The following is a 19,438-nucleotide window of genomic DNA, read 5'->3' as shown; positions in this document are numbered from 1 at the left end:
TTTTTTAGCCTTGGAATCAGCGACGCGGCAGGGCGGCGATCACATCTTCGGCTTGCAGGCCTTTGTCACGGTTCATGACAGAGAACTCCACGCGCTGGCCTTCGACCAGAACACGGTGGCCTTCGCCGCGAATTGCCCGGAAGTGCACGAAAATATCATCGCCGGAATCACGGGAAATAAAGCCGAAGCCTTTGGAGGTGTTGAACCATTTGACGGTGCCAGTATCGCGGTTGCTCATGTCATAGCTTGGCGAGGCGGCGGCCGGTGAAGATTTGTAGAAGCTGACGGCCAGGTGCAAAAGAATGGCGATCAGGGCAACGACCAGACTGAACAGAACGGCAGGTTGACCGGCGATGACAGGCATCGGGGCGATCAGCGTCAGGGTTTGCAGCACGACAGCCAGAACCAGCAAGGCGCTGACCAGGTTTTGCAGTTGATGACGCGGGCCTTTGTTCCAGTAAGGGATAACAGGTGCAAGGGTGAGGTTGAGCAGGCCGAAAAAGGCCAGGTACAGCGCATCGGGTTGTTGCAGGTAAGGTACTGCTTCGGATCGCAGGCTAGGGATGAAGGACAGCAGCAGGGCTGCTGCGCCCATTAGCAGGTGGACGATTTTCAACATTTTGATTAACTCACGTTAAGACGGATCACAAGGAAGAGCTGATGGAGCACGGTTCGCTTCAGAACAATAAGAGGCGTTGGACACGTACCCGCTATCAGCCTATGCGCAGCCCCCGGAAAAATAGGCGGTAGCGACACACTGCCTATTTAACAGCAAAGCCCGCAGCTACTCAAATCAGGCAGTCCGGCGGTGCTGCTTCTGGCCGCTGAGCAGATAACGCTTGCTGAGTGTTGTTTGCGCGCTGTGTTCCTCGGATCTTTTGCCTTTCATTGAGTGATGTTGCGTCAGTTTTCGTAGGAAATCGTCCGGCCTAGGACGTGCTCCATGATCTCCCCTTTGTTGTTGGCTTATCCTACGTCGATGGTCATAAAGTCATCTGGATATCCCTGTACGCCTGCGCTTTTATAAGGAAACGGAATATGACTCTTATAAGCAGCAAGGATGGCAAAGGAGTGTCAACGGTATGGTTTATCAAGAGAGACGAAGCGAGGGGAGGGTCGGTCCACTCAAGGAAGTAAGGATTGATTCATTTGTCAGCGAATTCGATATGGGCCTGGCCCAGCCATTATCCCGGTCAGTGCGTTTGAATGGCTTTGCGACCTGTTTGCGACTGGAGCAGGTTTATTGGGATATTTTGAGTGATATGGCCAAGGTCAATTGCTGCTCGATCAGTGCGCTGTTGTCCCATGTGGACCGCGAAGTGCATTTGCGCCATGGCGGGGTGAAAAACTTCACCGGGCTGGTGCGGGTTGTCTGCGTCGTGCACAGCCTGAAGGAGGGAAGTTGCCTCGTCATGGCCTAGCGGTTGGCGGTTGATCGGGTCGAGTGTCGGTCTGTGCAGTCTTACGGCTGCACAGGCTGCATTTAATGGATATAATCCCGCCCTTTGCCGCAAAGCCCAGCATGCGCGGTAGCAATCTGATCGCCGAGACAACCCCCATGCCGATGTACGACTATCAATGTGCTTCCTGTGGTCATCAGTTGGAAGCCATTCAAAAGATCAGCGCAGCACCGCTGGTCGACTGCCCTGCCTGCCAGGCGCCAGAGCTTAAAAAGATGCTGTCCATGCCGGGCTTCCGCCTCAGCGGCACCGGCTGGTACGAAACCGACTTCAAGACCGGTTCCAAGAAAAATCTGGCCGGTGGCGACAAAGCTGACTAGGGTCTAGCGCCCGGGCTGAATGACACGCGCGAGCTCTTGCATCATCCGGCACCTTATTCAAGTGCGGGGGGCGGCAAGACCTCCAACCGAATTTCGAATTACGAGAAGCGAAACCACTACCATGATGCGCAGCCATTATTGCGGCCAACTGAACGAAAGCCTGGAAGGCCAGGAAATTACCCTTTGCGGATGGGTTCACCGTCGCCGTGACCACGGTGGGGTGATTTTCCTCGATATCCGTGATCGTGACGGTCTGGCCCAGGTGGTGTTCGACCCGGACCGCGCTGAAACCTTCGCCGCCGCCGATCGTGTGCGCAGCGAATACGTGGTCAAGGTCACCGGTAAGGTGCGCCTGCGTCCGGCCGGTGCCGGCAACGCCAACATGGCGTCGGGCATGATCGAAGTGCTGGGCTATGAGCTGGAAGTGTTGAACGAAGCGGAAACCCCGCCGTTCCCGCTGAACGAGTTTTCCGACGTCGGCGAAGAAACCCGCCTGCGTTATCGCTTCATCGACCTGCGTCGCCCGGAAATGCTCGAAAAGCTGCGTCTGCGTTCGCGCATGACCACCAGCATCCGTCGTTACCTGGACGAGAACGGCTTCCTCGACGTCGAGACGCCGATCCTGACCCGTGCGACCCCGGAAGGCGCGCGCGACTATCTGGTGCCGAGCCGTACCCACGCCGGTTCCTTCTTCGCCTTGCCGCAATCGCCGCAGCTGTTCAAGCAACTGCTGATGGTCGCCGGCTTCGATCGTTACTATCAGATCGCCAAGTGCTTCCGCGATGAAGACCTGCGTGCCGACCGTCAACCTGAATTCACCCAGATCGACATCGAAACCAGCTTCCTCGATGAAAAAGACATCATCGGCCTCACCGAAGGCATGATCCGCAACCTGTTCAAGGAAGTGCTGGGTCTGGAATTCGGTGATTTCCCGCACATGACCTGGGACGAGGCCATGCGTCGTTACGGTTCCGACAAGCCGGACCTGCGTAACCCGCTGGAACTGGTAGACGTTGCCGACCAGCTCAAGGAAGTCGACTTCAAGGTGTTCAGCGGCCCGGCCAATGACCCGAAATGCCGTATCGCCGCCTTGCGCGTTCCAGGCGGGGCGAGCATGCCGCGCAAGCAGATCGACGATTACACCAAGTTCGTCGGCATCTATGGTGCCAAGGGCTTGGCGTACATCAAAGTTAACGAGCGCGCTGCCGGTGTTGAAGGTCTGCAGTCGCCGATCGTGAAAAACATCCCTGAGGCCAACCTCAACGTGATCCTCGATCGCGTCGGTGCAGTCGATGGCGACATCGTGTTCTTCGGCGCCGACAAAGCCAAGATCGTCAGCGAAGCCTTGGGCGCGCTGCGGATCAAGGTCGGTCATGATCTGAACCTGCTGACCTGCGAATGGGCCCCGCTGTGGGTCGTCGACTTCCCGATGTTCGAAGAGAACGACGACGGCAGCCTAACCGCGTTGCACCACCCGTTTACCGCACCGAAGTGCTCGCCGGAAGAACTGGAAGCCAACCCGGCAACCGCGCTGTCCCGTGCCTACGACATGGTCCTGAACGGCACCGAACTGGGTGGCGGTTCGATCCGTATCCACCGTAAGGAAATGCAACAGTCGGTGTTCCGTCTGTTGGGTATCAGCGAAGCAGAACAGGAAGAGAAATTCGGCTTCCTGCTCGACGCCCTGAAATACGGCGCGCCGCCGCACGGTGGCTTGGCCTTCGGTCTGGACCGTCTGGTGATGCTGATGACCGGCGCCCAGTCGATCCGTGAAGTGATCGCCTTCCCGAAAACCCAGAGTGCTGCCTGCGTCATGACTCAGGCACCGGGGCTGGTGGATGCCAAGGCATTGCGCGAACTGCATATTCGTCTGCGCGAAACGCCGAAGGCAGAGTAAGACTGACCTGAGGGGCGCATCTGCGGATGTGCCCCTTCTTTTATAGATAAGGTCGAGATTTTTTTTTGCTGGCTGGCGCATCATGGCGTGGCGGGCAATGTTTCAAAGATAATTCGGAGCGAGTTATGGCGGGTCATTCCAAGTGGGCGAACATCAAGCACCGCAAAGAACGTCAGGATGCCAAGAAGGGCAAGATTTTCACCAAGTGGATTCGTGAACTGACGGTTGCTGCTCGTCAGGGCGGCGCTGATCCAGGCTCCAACCCGCGCCTGCGTCTGGCACTGGATAAAGCGTTGGGTGCGAACATGAGCCGCGACATCATCGACCGCGCAGTTGCTCGCGGCGCCGGTGCTGCCGATACCGATGACATGGTCGAACTGACCTACGAAGGTTACGGCCCGGGCGGTGTGGCGGTGATGGTCGAATGCATGACCGACAACCGCAATCGCACCGCAGCGGCGGTTCGCCATGCATTCAGCAAATGCGGCGGCAACCTTGGCACCGACGGTTCAGTGGCTTATCTGTTCGAGCGCAAGGGGCAGATTTCCTTTGCGCCAGGCGTTGATGAAGATGCATTGATGGAAGCGGCCATGGAAGCCGACGCCGATGACGTGGTGACCCACGAAGACGGCTCCATCGACGTGTTCACCTCGTTCGCCGGCTTCTATTCCGTGCGCAACGCTTTGGAGGCCGCCGGCTTCAAGGGCGATGACGCGGAAATCGTCATGCTGCCGACCACCAGCGCCGAACTGGACCTGGAAGGCGCCGAGAAGGTTCTGAAGCTGATCGACATGCTCGAAGACCTGGATGACGTGCAGAACGTTTATTCCAACGCCGACATTCCGGAGTCGGTGGCCGCACAGCTCGGTTAAGGGCGACTAAGATTCAATGTGGGAGCGAGCCTGCTCGCGAATGCGGAATTTCAGGCAACATTGTTGCTGAATATGAAACCGTTTTCGCGAGCAGGCTCGCTCCCACAGTTTTTTCGCTGTAATGAATATCGTGCTTTTACTGAAGCTGCAGGCGTTATGACTTTAATTCTTGGTATCGACCCCGGTTCGCGTATCACCGGTTATGGCGTGGTACGTGATACCGGGCGTGGCTGCGTGTACGTGGCGTCGGGCTGCATTCGCACGGGCTCCGGCGAGCTGCATGAACGCCTGCAAATCGTCTATCGCGGCGTGCGTGAAGTGATCCAGACCTACAGCCCGGTGACCATGGGCATCGAAAAAGTCTTCATGGCCCGCAATGCCGATTCCGCCCTCAAACTCGGCCAGGCTCGCGGCGCAGCCATCGTGGCCGGTGCCGAGGAAAGCCTGGAAATCGCCGAATACACCGCGACCCAAGTCAAACAGGCAGTGACCGGCACCGGCGCGGCGAACAAGGAGCAGGTGCAAATGATGGTCATGCACATGCTGAAGCTGACCAGCAAGCCGCAAATCGATGCTTCGGATGCCCTGGCCATCGCGATTTGCCACGCTCACACCCGTTCCAGCCTGTTGCCTCATGGTCTGGGTACAGCACGCAGTCGTGGCGGGCGCCTGCGTCTCTGATAGCATCAGCAATCATTTTTTATGGAATGAGGGTTTTGCGCCTGTGTTGTCGGCGCAAAACCCTTGTTCTGTCAGTCGCCAGCACTGATCTGGCCAAGGCTCAAGGATCTGAAACGTGATTGGACGCTTGCGCGGCACTTTGGCTGAGAAACAGCCGCCGCACCTGATTCTGGATGTAAACGGTCTGGGGTATGAGCTGGAAGTGCCCATGACCACGCTTTATCGCTTGCCGTCGGTCGGTGAACCGCTGACCTTGCACACCCATTTGGTCGTGCGCGAAGACGCGCAGTTACTCTATGGCTTCTTCGGCAAGCGCGAGCGAGATTTTTTTCGCGAGCTGATCCGTCTCAATGGTGTGGGGCCGAAACTGGCGCTGGCCTTGATGTCGAGCCTGGAGGTCGACGAGCTGGTTCGTTGCGTGCAATCCCAGGACACGTCGGCGCTGACCAAGGTGCCGGGTGTGGGCAAGAAGACGGCCGAGCGTTTGCTGGTGGAGCTCAAGGATCGCTTCAAGGCCTGGGAAACCGTGCCGGCGATGTTCGCGTTGGTGCCAAACCAGCCGGGTGGGCCAGATGCGCCAGCTCCGGTCGCCACCGCCGAAAATGACGCGGTCAGCGCGCTGATTTCCCTGGGCTACAAGCCGCAGGAGGCCAGCAAGGCGATTTCCGCGATCAAGGAGAAAGGTTTGAGCAGTGAAGACATGATTCGTCGTGCCCTGAAGGGAATGATCTAAGTGATTGAAGCTGATCGTCTGATCGCTGCCACGGGTGGTCCCCGTGACCGCGAGGAAGTCCAGGACCGGGCGATTCGTCCCGTCAGCCTGGCCGAGTACATTGGCCAGCCAACTGTTCGCGAGCAAATGGAGTTGTTCATCCAGGCCGCGCGTGGGCGCAATGAATCTCTGGATCACACGCTGATTTTCGGCCCGCCGGGCCTGGGTAAAACCACCCTGGCCAACATCATTGCCCAGGAAATGGGCGTGTCGATCAAAAGCACCTCGGGCCCGGTCCTTGAGCGTCCGGGTGATCTTGCGGCGTTGCTGACTAACCTTGAGCCCCATGATGTGCTGTTCATCGACGAAATCCATCGGTTGTCGCCGATCGTCGAAGAAGTGCTGTACCCGGCCATGGAGGATTTCCAGCTCGACATCATGATCGGCGAAGGGCCGGCCGCGCGCTCGATCAAACTCGATCTGCCGCCATTCACCCTGGTAGGCGCAACCACTCGTGCCGGCATGCTGACCAACCCGTTGCGCGACCGTTTCGGGATCGTCCAGCGTCTTGAGTTCTACAACACTGCTGACCTGTCGACGATTGTCAGCCGTTCGGCGAATATTCTCGGCTTGCCGCTGGACCCGGAAGGCGCCTTCGAAATTGCCCGCCGTGCCCGTGGCACGCCGCGGATCGCCAACCGCTTGCTGCGCCGGGTACGGGATTTCGCCGAGGTTCGTGCCAAAGGCCATATCACCAAACCGATCGCCGACCTGGCGCTGAACCTGCTGGATGTCGACGAGCGTGGCTTCGACCATCAGGATCGACGCCTGCTGCTGACCATGATCGAGAAGTTCGACGGTGGACCGGTGGGGGTCGATAACCTGGCGGCCGCCATCAGTGAAGAGCGTCACACCATTGAAGATGTGCTGGAGCCGTACCTGATCCAGCAGGGCTACATCATGCGCACCCCGCGGGGGCGGGTGGTCACTCGGCATGCGTACCTGCACTTCGGTTTAAACATCCCGTCACGATTAGGCGAAATGCCCGTGGTAGACGAGTTCCGCGATGCCGTGGACGATTAATCACCTTTGCGCGCTGATTTATTCGGGGTTTGTGCTGTCCCAGGACGGTACTTTCGCCAGAAAGCCGCGAATCAATGAAAAACAGTTGCCTGGCCGGATTGGCAACCTGAGGAGTAAGCACTAGAGTATGCGCGCGCAAAACGGGCTTGAGCCGTTCGCACATCGTTGTCGCGTTTATTACGAGGACACCGATGCGGGCGGCATCGTGTATTACGTCAATTACCTCAAGTTTATGGAACGGGCTCGAACCGAGCGGCTCCGGGAGCTGGGCTTTGCCCAGTCGGCGCTGGCAGGGGAGGACCTGTTGTTTGTCGTGCATTCCAGCGAAGCGCGTTACCACGCGCCGGCGCGACTGGACGACGAACTGCTGGTAAGCGCTGAAGTAATCGAATTGAACCGGGTCAGCCTGCGCTTCAAACAGCAGGTCAGGCGGGCTACGGATAATGTGCTGCTCTGCGAAGGGCAGTTTCTGGTGGCCTGTGTGCGCACCAACAGTTTGAAACCCCGGGCCATTCCCGAAGCTCTACGTGCGGCCTTTGCCGACGTGAGCGGCGCGGGTACACACTCAAAGCAGGAGATAAAGCGTGGAAGCTAACGTCGTCGACCATTCCTCCATGTGGAGCCTGATCAGCAATGCCAGTATCGTGGTGCAACTGGTAATGCTGATCCTGGTAGCCGCATCGGTGACCTCATGGATCATGATCTTTCAGCGCAGCAACTTGCTGCGCGCCGGTCGACGTGCCCTGGAGAGCTTTGAAGAGCGCTTCTGGTCGGGTATCGACCTGTCCAAACTCTACCGTCAGGCCGGCAGCAACCCTGATCCGGATTCGGGCGTCGAGCAGATCTTCCGTGCCGGCTTCAAGGAATTCTCCCGTCTGCGTCAGCAGTCAGGCGTTGATCCGGAAGCGGTCATGGAAGGCGTGGCCCGTGCCATGCGCGTGGCCATTTCCCGCGAAGAAGAAAAGCTCGAGCAGAGCCTGCCATTCCTCGCCACCGTCGGTTCCGTCAGCCCGTACATCGGTCTGTTCGGTACGGTCTGGGGCATCATGAACTCCTTCCGTGGTCTGGCAACTGCCCAGCAAGCGACCCTGGCCACCGTGGCCCCGGGCATTGCTGAAGCACTGATCGCTACCGCGATCGGTCTGTTCGCCGCCATCCCGGCCGTTATTGCGTACAACCGTTTTGCTGCTCGCAGCGAAACCCTGCTGGGCCGTTACTACACCTTCGCCGATGAATTCCAGGCGATCCTGCACCGCAAAGTGCACACCAGCGAAGAATAAGCAGGTAATTTCCAATGGCTTTAATCGCTCGAGCTCGCAAAAAGCGCAAGCCGGTTGCCGAGATGAACGTGGTGCCTTACATCGACGTGATGCTGGTACTGCTGGTCATCTTCATGGTGACCGCGCCGATGCTCAATCAGGGCGTGAAAGTTGATCTGCCCAAGGTTTCCAGCGAAGCCTTGCCGCAGGACAACAACACTCAGGTCCTGACCATTTCGATCAAGTCTGACAAGACCTACTACTGGAACCTTGGCAGCGAAGTCGACACCGAAAAGCAGCAGGACAAGGCCATGACCTTGGCGCAAATGACCGACGCTGTGACCAAGATCGTTCGCGCCGGTACTGAAGGCGGCAAGCGTACCCAGGTATTCATCCGCGGCGACAAGACCGTCGATTACGGTTCCGTCATGGGCGCCATGGGCGGGTTGCAGAAAGCCGGGGTCGGTAATGTTGGCTTGATTACCGAGGCACCCTGATGCAGCAAATGCGAGAGCCGTCCGCCTCGGAAAGCTACTTCTGGCCTAGTGTCTGGGCGCTTGTCTTGCACGTGCTGGTTTTTGGCATGCTGTTTGTCAGTTTCGCCTTCACACCGGAGCTGCCGCCGGCCAAGCCGATTGTCCAGGCGACCTTGTACCAGCTGAAATCGAAAAGTCAGGCGACCACCCAGACCAATCAGAAGATTGCGGGTGAGGCGAAGAAATCCGCCGCGCGTCAGACCGAAGTCGAACAGATGGAACAGAAGAAGATCGAACAGGAAGCGATCAAGGCCGCGGAACAAAAGAAGGAAGATGCGGCTCAAAAGGCCGAAGAATCCAAGAAGGCCGACGAGACGAAGAAAGCGGAAGAGGCAAAAAAGGCTGATGAAGCCAAGAAAGCCGATGAAGCGAAGAAGACCGCCGAAGCCAAAAAGGCCGAAGAGAAACAATTGGCTGATATAGCCAAGAAGAAATCTGAAGAAGAAGCCAAGAAAGCTGCTGAAGAAGAGGCCAGGAAAGCGGCCGCTGAAGAAGCGAAGAAAAAGATCGTCGAAGACGCGAAGAAGAAAGCCGCCGAAGACGCCAAGAAGAAATCTGAAGCTGAAGAGGCGAAGAAGAAAGTCGCCGAAGACGCGAAGAAGAAAGCTGCCGCCGATGCCGCGAAGAAAAAATCGCAGGAAGCGGCACGTAAATCCGCCGAAGACAAAAAGGCCCAGGCCCTGGCAGATTTGCTTTCCGATACGCCAGAGCGTCAGCAGGCCTTGGCCGATGAGCAGGGTGACGAAGTCGCCGGCAGTTTCGATGATCTGATTCGTGCTCGTGCAGCGGAAGGCTGGGCTCGTCCACCTTCGGCACGCAAAGGCATGACGGTCGTGTTGCAAATCGGCATGTTGCCCGATGGTACGTTGACTTCGGTTGGCGTGGCCAAGTCCAGCGGCGATGGTCCGTTTGACGCTTCTGCTGTAGCAGCGGTCAAGAACATTGGACGTTTGACAGAAATGCAGGGAATGAAACCGAGCGATTTCGCTCCCTATCGTTCATTCAAGATGACATTCACACCTGAGGATCTAGCCTTGTGAGAAACCTTCTTCGAGGAATGCTTGTCGTTATCTGCTGCCTGGCAGGGATAGCGGCAGCTGATGAAAAAAACATTCTGGTCACCAGCGGCAGTGATCGGGCCACCCCGATCGCAGTCGTTCCGTTCGGCAACCAGGGCGGCAGCGTGCTGCCGGACGACATGGCCGAAATCATCGGTAACGACCTGCGCAACTCGGGTTACTACTCGCCGCTTCCGAAACAGAACATGATCAGCCAGCCAAGCCAGGCCAGCGAAATCATCTTCCGTGACTTCAAGGCGCTGGGTGCCCAGTACGTTATGGTCGGCAGCATTGTTCCAGCGGGCGGTCGCCTGCAGGTTCAATACGCACTGTTCAACGTCGCCACCGAGCAGCAAGTGCTGACCGGCAGCGTGTCGGGCAGCGTCGATCAATTGCGCGACATGTCGCACTACATCGCCGACCAGTCGTTCGAAAAACTCACCGGTATCAAAGGCGCGTTCTCGACTCGTCTGCTGTACGTGACGGCCGAGCGGTTCTCCGAGAAGAACACTCGCTACACGCTGCAACGTTCGGACTATGACGGTGCCCGTGCCGTGACGCTGCTGCAATCGCGCGAGCCGATCCTGTCGCCGCGTTTTGCACCGGATGGCAAGCGCATTGCCTATGTTTCGTTCGAGCAGAGACGCCCGCGCATTTTCATGCAGAACATCGACACCGGTCGCCGTGAGCAGATCACCAACTTCGAAGGCCTGAATGGTGCGCCAGCATGGTCTCCGGATGGTCAGCGCTTGGCGTTCGTACTGTCAAAAGATGGCAACCCGGACATTTATGTGATGAACCTGGGTTCGCGTCAGATCAGTCGCGTCACCAACGGTCAAGGCATCAACACCGAACCGTTCTGGGGTAAAGATGGTTCGACCATCTACTTCACCTCCGACCGTGGCGGCAAGCCGCAGATCTACAAAACCAGCGCAAGCGGTGGTGGTGCGGAACGTGTGACCTTTATTGGTAACTACAACGCCAACCCTAAACTGTCGGCCGATGAAAAGACCCTGGTGATGATCCATCGTCAGGAAGGCTTCACCAATTTCAAGGTGGCGGCCCAGGATTTGCAGCGCGGTAGTGTAAAGATCCTCACTGATAGCACTCTGGACGAGTCGCCTACTGTTGCGCCCAACGGCACCATGGTAATCTACGCCACCCGCCAGCAGGGCCGGGGAGTCTTGATGCTCGTGTCCATTAATGGGCGCGTGAGGCTCCCGCTTCCTACCGCACAAGGCGAAGTCAGAGAACCGTCCTGGTCCCCTTACCTGAACTGACGCGGCGCTACACGTTGTACTTAACACACTGGGGTTCATTAGGAGTTTCACGATGGAAATGCTGAAGTTTGGTAAATTTGCTGCGCTGGCTCTGGCCATGGCTGTAGCTGTAGGTTGCTCGTCCAAAGGCGGCGACAACGCCGGTGAAGGCGCTGTTGATCCAAACGCTGGTTACGGCGCTAACACTGGTGCTGTTGACGGCTCCCTGAGCGAAGAAGCTGCTCTGCGCGCAATCACCACCTTCTACTTCGAATACGACAGCTCGGACCTGAAGCCAGAAGCCATGCGCGCTCTGGACGTTCACGCCAAAGACCTGAAAGCAAACGGCGCTCGCGTTGTTCTGGAAGGCAACACCGACGAACGTGGTACTCGTGAGTACAACATGGCACTGGGCGAGCGTCGTGCGAAAGCCGTTCAGCGCTACCTGGTACTGCAAGGTGTTTCCCCAGCTCAGGCGGAACTGGTTTCCTACGGCGAAGAGCGTCCAGTTGCTACCGGCAACGACGAGCAGTCCTGGGCTCAAAACCGTCGCGTCGAACTGCGTAAGTAATTCGTCATGCGAACGTGCCGTCGTGCTGTAACTGTTTTGGCTCTCAGCCTCGCGCCGCTTGCGGTGTGGGCTGCGGTTCCTGTAGTCGAGGACAACTCCGGCTATAACAATAGCGGGAGTAGTTATCCGCCTGCGGGTTACGGTACGAACGGCGCCTATGCCGGGGGAGGGGTTTCGACCCCTGTCTCGGCACAGGGCCAGCTGTTTAACCAACTGCAACAAATGCAGGATCAGATCTCGCGCCAACAGGGTGTGATCGAAGAACTGCAAAATGATGTAGCGCGCATGAAGCAAGAGAACCTGGAGCGATATCAGGATCTTGATCGGCGCATAGGGACCGGCGTTGCACCAGCCGCGACTCCTGATAATTCTTCCGCCGGTGGCAGTTTGAATGCCCCCGGTGCAGCAGCCGGCGCAGGTGCGGGAGCGGCAGCCGCTGCCACTTCCACACAAGCGCCTGCCGCAGGTGGCGAACCGGCTGATCCGGCGAAGGAAAAACTGTATTACGATGCAGCCTTCGACCTGATCAAAGCCAAGGATTTCGACAAGGCCAGCCAGGCTTTCGCCGCATTCCTGCGCAAATACCCGAACAGCCAATACGCGGGCAACGCCCAGTACTGGTTGGGGGAAGTGAACCTGGCCAAGGGCGATCTGCAAGGTGCAGGTCAGGCTTTTGCCAAGGTTTCGCAGCTGTACCCCAAGCACCCCAAAGTGCCTGATTCGCTGTACAAGCTCGCTGATGTAGAACGCCGCCTCGGTCATACCGACAGGGTCAAAGGCATTCTGCAGCAGGTTGTGTCCCAATATCCGGGCACTTCCGCCGCTCAGCTGGCGCAACGGGATTTGCAGCGCATGTAAGCCTGTAAGCTTGTAGAAATAGCTCCGTTTTGAAGAAACCCGCGCCTATCGCGGGTTTTTTCGTTAGAATTCATGCCCTTTTTACGAAACACGCTTTTTGGGATCTGCGCGTTGGCGAGGTTCCTTGAAGTGCCTGACGGAGGCGGACAGCCTGTTTAGCTGTTACGCCCGTGGCGACTATGCAAGACACATTGAGAATTACCGAAGTTTTCTACTCGTTGCAGGGTGAAACGCGGACTGCCGGGCTGCCCACTGTATTTGTGCGCTTGACCGGTTGCCCATTGCGTTGCCAATACTGCGACAGCGCCTACGCGTTCACTGGCGGCACCATTCGCACGCTCGATGACATCCTCGAGCAAGTGGCCGGTTTTCGCCCGCGTTATGTTTGTGTCACGGGCGGCGAACCCCTGGCGCAACCGAATGCCATTCCCTTGCTCAAGCAGTTGTGTGACGCCGGCTATGAAGTGTCGCTGGAAACCAGTGGCGCGCTGGATATCTCGGCGGTCGATCCACGGGTCAGTCGCGTCGTCGACCTGAAAACCCCGGGTTCGAAAGAAGCACACCGCAACCGCTACGAGAACATCGAGCTGCTCACGCCTAACGATCAGGTGAAGTTTGTCATCTGTTCGCGGGAAGACTACGACTGGGCCGTGTCCAAGCTGATTCAATACGGTCTGGATCAGCGTGCCGGCGAAGTCCTGTTCTCGCCGAGCCACCATGACCTGAGCGCGCGTGATCTGGCGGACTGGGTGGTGGCGGACAATCTGCCTGTGCGTCTGCAATTGCAGCTGCATAAATATCTTTGGAATGACGAGCCGGGGCGCTGAAATGACTGAACAAACGAACACTACAGAAAAACGTGCGGTCATCTTGCTGTCCGGCGGCCTCGACTCGGCAACCGTCGTGGCCATGGCCCGTGCTGAAGGCTACAGCTGCTACACCATGAGCTTCGATTACGGTCAGCGGTCTCACGCCGAATTGCACGCCGCCGCACGTGTCGCCCAAGACTTGGGTGTGGTCGAGCACAAGGTGATCGGCCTGAACCTGAACGGTATCGGCGGCTCGGCGTTGACCGACACTAGTATCGATGTGCCGGAAACGCCGGGTGAAGGTATCCCGGTGACTTACGTACCGGCGCGCAACACCGTGTTTCTGTCCCTGGCGCTGGGCTGGGCCGAAGTGTTGGGCGCGCGTGACATCTTTATCGGCGTTAACGCGGTGGATTACTCCGGTTACCCGGATTGCCGTCCCGAGTTCATCGAAGCCTTCGAGCGCATGGCCAACCTGGCGACCAAGGCCGGAGTAGAAGGGCAGGGCTTCCGTATCCAGGCGCCACTGCAGAACCTGAGCAAGGCGCAGATCGTTCAGGCTGGCGTGAAGCTGGGCGTCGATTACGGGCTGACCGTTTCCTGCTATCAGGCGGACGATAGTGGCCGCGCCTGCGGTAAATGCGACAGCTGCCGTCTGCGTGCAGAAGGCTTCGCAGCAGCCGGTGTGACTGACCCAACACCTTATTTTTGATTTATTTCAAATTAGGTGTTGAATAGTCCTTAAAAATCAGTATTATACGCGCCACCACACAGCGGGTCGTTAGCTCAGTTGGTAGAGCAGTTGGCTTTTAACCAATTGGTCGTAGGTTCGAATCCCACACGACCCACCATTTTAAAAAATCTGGAAGGCCCACGTAAGTGAGGATTTCCGGGTTTTTTTTTGCCCGCGATTTGAGCTCGGCTCAGTCCGGGTGACGCAGGTCAGAATCATCTTTTGCATCCAAGGGATATTCTGTAGCCTTGCGCAGCTTCAACGCTGTCCACGCCTGATGAATACTCACTCTCCCGGCGGTACCCTGAAGGGTCCGGAGCCGGGTGTATACTCGACTTTCGCGCGAAAGCGCCTGCAGGTCTTGCGAACATGACGCAGATTTCCGAACGCCTTCTGGTTCAAGCCCATCTCGACGCCAAGCAGCCCAAACCGCTGACCGCCGAGGAAGAGGCTTATTACCGTACTGCCATCGCTGCCGAGCTCAGGGCTCAGGACGCGGTGCTGGTTGCTCACTTCTATTGCGATCCGGTCATTCAGGCCCTGGCCGAAGAAACCGGTGGCTGCGTCTCCGACTCCCTGGAGATGGCCCGCTTTGGCAATGCTCACCCGGCCAAGACCGTGGTGGTCGCCGGCGTAAAGTTCATGGGCGAAACCGCGAAAATCCTCAACCCTGAAAAGCGCGTGCTGATGCCGACCCTGGAAGCGACTTGCTCGCTGGACCTGGGTTGCCCGGTGGACGAGTTCTCGGCGTTCTGCGATCAGCATCCGGAGCGCACGGTGGTGGTGTATGCCAACACCTCGGCGGCGGTCAAGGCGCGGGCGGACTGGGTGGTGACTTCCAGCTGTGCGCTGGAAATCGTCGAAAGCTTGATGGATAACGGCGAAACCATCATCTGGGCCCCGGACAAGCACTTGGGCACTTACATCCAGCGCAAGACCGGTGCCGACATGCTGCTGTGGGACGGTGCCTGCATCGTCCACGAAGAGTTCAAGGCCAAGCAACTCGAAGACATGAAAGCGTTGTACCCGGATGCGGCCATTCTGGTGCACCCGGAGTCGCCGACCGCAGTCATCGACTTGGCCGACGCGGTGGGTTCCACCAGTCAGCTGATCGCTGCTGCGCAAAGTCTGCCAAACAAGACCCTGATCGTCGCGACCGACCGCGGCATCTTCTACAAGATGCAGCAGATGTGCCCGGACAAGGTCTTTATCGAAGCGCCAACGGCCGGTAACGGCGCAGCCTGCCGCAGTTGCGCGCATTGCCCGTGGATGGCGATGAACACCCTTGAGCGCACGCTGAAGAGCTTGCGTGAAGGGACCAACGAGATCTTCGTTGATCCGGCGTTGATTCCGCAGGCAGTGCGGCCGTTGAAGCGGATGCTTGATTTCACGCAGGCGGCGCGGATGAAGTTGGCCGGTAACGCTTGAGAGTTGTCAGTTAAGCCGCAAAAACTGTGGGAGCGAGCCTGCTCGCGATAGCGTTCTGTCCGTCATATCCATGTTGACTGATACGCCGCCATCGCGAGCAGGCTCGCTCCCACAATGATTTGTACTCTGTGCAATTACTTGGTCTTCTTCGGAATGCGTACGAGCTGGGTATTGGAATAGATGTCATGCCAGCTGCGCTTCTGCTTGTCGAACAGCGACCAGAAGAACCCCAGCCCGAGGCATAGCCAGGACGCGATCGACACCACAAAGCGCAACAGCGCCTGCCACAGGCTGATGGATGAGCCATCGGCGTTTTGCACGCGGATGCCCCAGACCTGCATGCCTAGCGTCTGCCCCGACCAGGTCCAGAACTTGGCGAAGAAGCCGAACAGCACGAATAACAACACCGTCGATAGCAGCGGATCACCGTCCAGCGCGCCAGCTTCAGTCAAGGCGCGCATTTGGCCTTCGCCGATGATCGCCATCTGGATCATCTTGTAAATGCCGCTGGTGACGATCAGCAGGGCGGTGCATAACAGAAAGTCGTAGAACATCGCTGCCAGGCGACGCCCCAGGCCGACGGCGGGGAAGTCGCCCTGTGGGTAGAGCAGGTGTTTCGACATGGCAGCCTCTGAACGGAAAAAGAAGCCATTTTACGGATTTACGCGCACAAAAAAGCCCCTGATATCAGTATCAGGGGCTTTTTCGTTACAGAAGATCAGGCTTCTGCTTGTACTTCGTCAGCCTGCATGCCTTTCTGGCCTTGCACAGCAACGAAAGTCACTTTCTGGCCTTCTTTCAGGCTCTTGAAGCCGTTGCCCTGAATAGCGCGGAAATGTACGAACAGATCCGGACCGCTTTCTGGAGTGATAAAACCAAAACCTTTCTCGTCGTTAAACCACTTGACGGTACCGCTCTGACGTTGGGACATTTCTTATTTCCTTTGACGCAAATGAATGACAGTCTCCTTCTGATGAAAGAGTACTGGGGCTGGTTGCAGGAGAGTAAGAAGACGTCGAACGGGATGTAGCTAACTTTGTAGGCTACTGCCCAGGTCACGATTCCAAGCGACCCATGCAAACACAGTGAACAAACTCTACGCCAACTACGGGAGAAAAAACAAGCCCTGCGAAGGCCCGGATTTCCTCGGGTTGGTGACAATCTGAGGGGCACTAGCGCAGGCTTTTTCGATAGCGTTGTTCAGTTGTTTTCGATCGTTATAAGTAACGTTCATAAACGAAACGTTCGCACTGTTTTATGGCGGCTGCGTTACAGATTAGTGCACTGTTAACGCAACCGCGTTACTTATAGAAACAGTCAATCAACCGCGATAGTAGCGTTGTGGAACAAATGGCATTTTGCTTACAAGCAAAGGCACCTTTTTCCCACGAACAATTGCCCAGACTGGCGTATCCAGACCGATGTAAGCGCTGTCGAGGTAACCCATGGCCAAAGGACCGCCAAGGGTCGGACCGAAACCGCCGCTGCACACGCTGCCGATGATTTCGCCGGCTTCGTTGACGATTTCCGCACCTTCACGCACTGGCGTACGTTCCTGTGGCAGCAGCCCAACGCGTTTGCGGCTGACACCGGCTTGCTGCTGGGCGAACACGGTTTCAGCGCCGGGGAAGCCACCGGACCGCGCGCCATCGGCACGACGAGGCTTGGAGATGGCCCACAACAGGCTCGCTTCGATTGGGGTGGTTTCGGTGTTCATGTCGTGGCCATAGAGGCACAGGCCGGCTTCCAGGCGCAGGGAGTCGCGAGCGCCGAGGCCGATAGCCGCTACTTCCGGTTCGGCCAGCAGGGCGCGAGCCAGGGCTTCGGCGTTGGCCGCTGGTACGGAGATTTCGAAACCGTCTTCACCGGTGTAGCCCGAACGGCTGACAAAACAATCGACGCCCACCAGCTTCACGCGAGCGTATTGCATAAAGGTCATCTTCGCCACTTCAGGCGCCAGGCGTGCGAGCACGGTGACGGCGGCCGGACCTTGCAGAGCCAGCAACGCGCGCTCTTCGAATAGCGGCTCGATGGTGCACTGGTCGCCAATATGCTTGCGCAGGTGCGCCAGGTCCTGATCCTTGCAGGCCGCGTTGACCACCAGGAACAGTTCGTCGTTACCGAGGTTGGCGACCATCAGATCGTCGAGGATGCCGCCGGTCTCGTTGGTGAACATCGCGTAACGCTGCATGCCCACTGGCAAGTCGATGATGTCCACCGGTACCAGGGTTTCCAGGGCTTTGGCCGCGTTGGCGCCGGTCAGGCGGATCTGGCCCATGTGCGAGACATCGAACAGTCCGGCCTGCTCACGGGTGTGCTGGTGTTCTTTCATCACGCCCAACGGGTATTGCACCGGCATGTCGTAGCCGGCAAACGGCACCATGCGGGCGCCGAGTTCGAGGTGCAGTGCGTGCAACGGGGTTTTCAACAGTTGTTCGGTGGACATATCCAGCTCCTGAAAATAGTGCGGATGCTTGCATCAGCACTCGATAATGTTGACCGCCAAACCGCCACGGGCGGTTTCCTTGTATTTGCTTTTCATGTCGGCGCCGGTCTGGCGCATGGTACGGATGACTTTGTCGAGGGAGACGAAGTGCTGACCGTCGCCGCGCAGGGCCATGCGCACCGCATTGATGGCCTTGACCGAACCCATGGCGTTGCGCTCGATGCAAGGCACTTGCACCAGCCCGCCAATCGGGTCGCAGGTGAGGCCGAGGTTGTGTTCCATGCCGATTTCGGCCGCGTTTTCCACCTGCTGCACCGTACCGCCCAGCACTTCACACAAAGCTCCGGCGGCCATCGAGCAGGCGACGCCGACTTCGCCCTGACAGCCGACTTCGGCGCCGGAGATCGAGGCGTTTTCCTTATACAGAATGCCGATCGCAGCGGCCGTCAGTAGAAAGCGCACCACGCCGTCTTCGTTGGCGCCGGGGATGAAGCGCATGTAGTAATGCAGCACCGCCGGAATGATCCCGGCTGCACCGTTGGTGGGCGCCGTGACCACGCGTCCGCCGTTGGCGTTTTCTTCGTTGACCGCCAAGGCGTACAGGTTGACCCAGTCCAGCACCGACAGCGGATCGCGCAGCGAGGATTCCGGGTTGTTGCACAATTGCCGATGCAGCGCCGCGGCCCGACGTTTGACCTTCAGTCCGCCGGGCAGGATGCCTTCGTTGCGGCAACCGGCGGCGACGCAGTCTTGCATCACTTGCCAGATCTTCAGCAAACCGGCACGGGTTTCTGCTTCCGGACGCCAGGCACTTTCGTTGGTCAGCATCACCTGACTGATCGACAGGCCGTAGGTGCTGCAATGACCGAGCAGGTCCTTGGCGCTTTTGAACGGAAAGGTCAGCGGCGTGGCGTCTTCGACGATGCGGTCGGCACCGGCGGCGTCTTCATCGACGACGAATCCGCCACCGACCGAGTAGTACTCGCGGCTGCGGATCTGCAGGCCAGCAGCATCGAACGCGCGAAAGATCATGCCGTTGGGGTGATAGGCCAACGGTTTGCGAATCATCGCCAGGTGTTCTTTCTCGTTGAACGCAATGCTGTGTTCGCCGAGCAGGTTCAAGCGACCGCTGCCGCGAATCTCTTGCAGGCGAGCGGCGACGGTTTCGGTGTCTAAGGTGTCCGGGTGTTCGCCTTCCAGGCCCAGCAACACAGCCTTGTCGCTGCCGTGGCCTTTGCCGGTGGCGCCGAGCGAGCCGTAGAGCTCGACTTTGACGCGGGTGGTTGCCGCCAGCAGCCCTTCACGGCGCAGACCTTCGGCGAAACGCGCAGCAGCACGCATCGGGCCGACGGTGTGGGAGCTGGAGGGACCGATGCCAATCTTGAACAGGTCGAACACGCTTAACGACATGGTTGTTCTCCGGTTTCTTGTTATAGGAATTGGCGGAAATCTTTTG

22 protein-coding genes and 1 tRNA gene are annotated in these 19,438 nt (G+C 58.1%); 18 read left to right on the top strand and 5 right to left on the bottom strand.

The annotated features are described in order from the left end of the window. Nucleotides 1-16 precede the first annotated feature (16 nt). Nucleotides 17-619 carry a cold-shock protein gene (locus ACYZT2_RS22130; protein WP_048395645.1) on the bottom strand — a complete coding sequence of 201 codons (603 nt, stop codon included), beginning with the start codon at nt 617-619 and terminating at the stop codon, nt 17-19. A 463-nt stretch (nt 620-1,082) separates the two neighbouring features. On the opposite strand from ACYZT2_RS22130, the gene ACYZT2_RS22125 reads away from it, so the two are divergent. From ACYZT2_RS22125 to nadA, 18 genes are all read left to right on the top strand, one after another. After that, on the top strand, nt 1,083-1,421 hold the full coding sequence (locus ACYZT2_RS22125; protein WP_305446615.1) for a ribbon-helix-helix domain-containing protein: 339 nt from the start codon (nt 1,083-1,085) through the stop codon (nt 1,419-1,421). A gap of 137 nt (nt 1,422-1,558) precedes the next feature. Then, nucleotides 1,559-1,780: an FmdB family zinc ribbon protein gene (locus ACYZT2_RS22120; protein ID WP_010457489.1), complete on the top strand. Its 222-nt coding sequence runs from the start codon at nt 1,559-1,561 to the stop codon at nt 1,778-1,780. A gap of 121 nt (nt 1,781-1,901) precedes the next feature. Continuing rightward, a complete protein-coding gene (gene aspS / locus ACYZT2_RS22115; RefSeq protein WP_461967338.1) occupies nt 1,902-3,677 on the top strand; it encodes an aspartate--tRNA ligase in 1,776 nt (591 codons plus the stop codon). Between the two features lie 125 nt (nt 3,678-3,802). Beyond that, complete coding sequence (locus ACYZT2_RS22110) at nt 3,803-4,549, top strand: YebC/PmpR family DNA-binding transcriptional regulator (RefSeq protein ID WP_253550918.1); 747 nt, start codon at nt 3,803-3,805, stop codon at nt 4,547-4,549. Nucleotides 4,550-4,705: 156 nt separating this feature from the next. Then, nucleotides 4,706-5,230: a crossover junction endodeoxyribonuclease RuvC gene (ruvC, locus tag ACYZT2_RS22105; protein WP_461967335.1), complete on the top strand. Its 525-nt coding sequence runs from the start codon at nt 4,706-4,708 to the stop codon at nt 5,228-5,230. Between the two features lie 115 nt (nt 5,231-5,345). Then, on the top strand, nt 5,346-5,963 hold the full coding sequence (ruvA, locus tag ACYZT2_RS22100; RefSeq protein ID WP_007897033.1) for a Holliday junction branch migration protein RuvA: 618 nt from the start codon (nt 5,346-5,348) through the stop codon (nt 5,961-5,963). Then, a complete protein-coding gene (gene ruvB / locus ACYZT2_RS22095; protein ID WP_461967333.1) occupies nt 5,964-7,025 on the top strand; it encodes a Holliday junction branch migration DNA helicase RuvB in 1,062 nt (353 codons plus the stop codon). Between the two features lie 127 nt (nt 7,026-7,152). Then, nucleotides 7,153-7,620, top strand: coding sequence for a tol-pal system-associated acyl-CoA thioesterase (gene ybgC / locus ACYZT2_RS22090; RefSeq protein ID WP_007933231.1), 468 nt, complete (start codon nt 7,153-7,155; stop codon nt 7,618-7,620). Then, entirely contained in the window at nt 7,610-8,305 is a 696-nt protein-coding gene (gene tolQ, locus ACYZT2_RS22085; protein ID WP_253550912.1) for a protein TolQ, read from the top strand. Before ybgC ends, tolQ begins: the two co-directional genes overlap by 11 nt. A 23-nt stretch (nt 8,306-8,328) precedes the next feature. Then, nucleotides 8,329-8,781, top strand: coding sequence for a protein TolR (gene tolR, locus ACYZT2_RS22080; RefSeq protein WP_461973213.1), 453 nt, complete (start codon nt 8,329-8,331; stop codon nt 8,779-8,781). Further along, nucleotides 8,781-9,860 carry a cell envelope integrity protein TolA gene (tolA, locus tag ACYZT2_RS22075; RefSeq protein ID WP_461967330.1) on the top strand — a complete coding sequence of 360 codons (1,080 nt, stop codon included), beginning with the start codon at nt 8,781-8,783 and terminating at the stop codon, nt 9,858-9,860. The genes tolR and tolA overlap by 1 nt, the downstream gene beginning before the upstream one ends. Further along, nucleotides 9,857-11,158, top strand: a complete 1,302-nt coding sequence (gene tolB / locus ACYZT2_RS22070) for a Tol-Pal system beta propeller repeat protein TolB (protein WP_461967328.1) — start codon at nt 9,857-9,859, stop codon at nt 11,156-11,158. Before tolA ends, tolB begins: the two co-directional genes overlap by 4 nt. Nucleotides 11,159-11,210: 52 nt before the next feature. Then, complete coding sequence (gene pal / locus ACYZT2_RS22065; protein WP_095632173.1) at nt 11,211-11,708, top strand: peptidoglycan-associated lipoprotein Pal; 498 nt, start codon at nt 11,211-11,213, stop codon at nt 11,706-11,708. A gap of 6 nt (nt 11,709-11,714) precedes the next feature. Next, complete coding sequence (ybgF, locus tag ACYZT2_RS22060) at nt 11,715-12,566, top strand: tol-pal system protein YbgF (protein ID WP_461967325.1); 852 nt, start codon at nt 11,715-11,717, stop codon at nt 12,564-12,566. A 179-nt stretch (nt 12,567-12,745) separates the two neighbouring features. Continuing rightward, the gene (gene queE, locus ACYZT2_RS22055) at nt 12,746-13,393 is read left to right on the top strand and encodes a 7-carboxy-7-deazaguanine synthase QueE (RefSeq protein ID WP_007903309.1); all 648 of its coding nucleotides are present in this window, start codon (nt 12,746-12,748) and stop codon (nt 13,391-13,393) included. 1 nt (nt 13,394) lies between these two features. Continuing rightward, nucleotides 13,395-14,087 carry a 7-cyano-7-deazaguanine synthase QueC gene (gene queC, locus ACYZT2_RS22050; RefSeq protein ID WP_461967323.1) on the top strand — a complete coding sequence of 231 codons (693 nt, stop codon included), beginning with the start codon at nt 13,395-13,397 and terminating at the stop codon, nt 14,085-14,087. Nucleotides 14,088-14,150: 63 nt separating this feature from the next. Continuing rightward, nucleotides 14,151-14,226 (top strand) — tRNA-Lys (locus tag ACYZT2_RS22045). 251 nt (nt 14,227-14,477) lie between these two features. After that, complete coding sequence (gene nadA / locus ACYZT2_RS22040; protein ID WP_461967321.1) at nt 14,478-15,536, top strand: quinolinate synthase NadA; 1,059 nt, start codon at nt 14,478-14,480, stop codon at nt 15,534-15,536. 134 nt (nt 15,537-15,670) lie between these two features. On the opposite strand, the gene ACYZT2_RS22035 is transcribed toward nadA, so the two are convergent. The 4 genes from ACYZT2_RS22035 to ACYZT2_RS22020 all read right to left on the bottom strand — a co-directional run bounded on the left by ACYZT2_RS22035 (nt 15,671) and on the right by ACYZT2_RS22020 (nt 19,392). After that, nucleotides 15,671-16,159, bottom strand: a complete 489-nt coding sequence (locus tag ACYZT2_RS22035) for an RDD family protein (protein WP_007903319.1) — start codon at nt 16,157-16,159, stop codon at nt 15,671-15,673. 95 nt (nt 16,160-16,254) lie between these two features. Next, nucleotides 16,255-16,467, bottom strand: coding sequence for a cold-shock protein (locus tag ACYZT2_RS22030; RefSeq protein ID WP_003175786.1), 213 nt, complete (start codon nt 16,465-16,467; stop codon nt 16,255-16,257). Nucleotides 16,468-16,857: 390 nt separating this feature from the next. After that, nucleotides 16,858-17,982 (bottom strand): glycine cleavage system aminomethyltransferase GcvT, encoded by a 1,125-nt coding sequence (gene gcvT / locus ACYZT2_RS22025; RefSeq protein ID WP_461967317.1) that lies wholly within the window; start codon nt 17,980-17,982, stop codon nt 16,858-16,860. 33 nt (nt 17,983-18,015) lie between these two features. Continuing rightward, nucleotides 18,016-19,392, bottom strand: coding sequence for an L-serine ammonia-lyase (locus tag ACYZT2_RS22020; protein ID WP_461967315.1), 1,377 nt, complete (start codon nt 19,390-19,392; stop codon nt 18,016-18,018). Nucleotides 19,393-19,438 lie beyond the last annotated feature (46 nt).

This window comes from Pseudomonas sp. MDT1-85 (assembly GCF_054898065.1).
The sequence above is the reverse complement of the archived record's forward strand: the minus strand, read 5'-3'. Positions and strand labels throughout refer to the sequence as shown.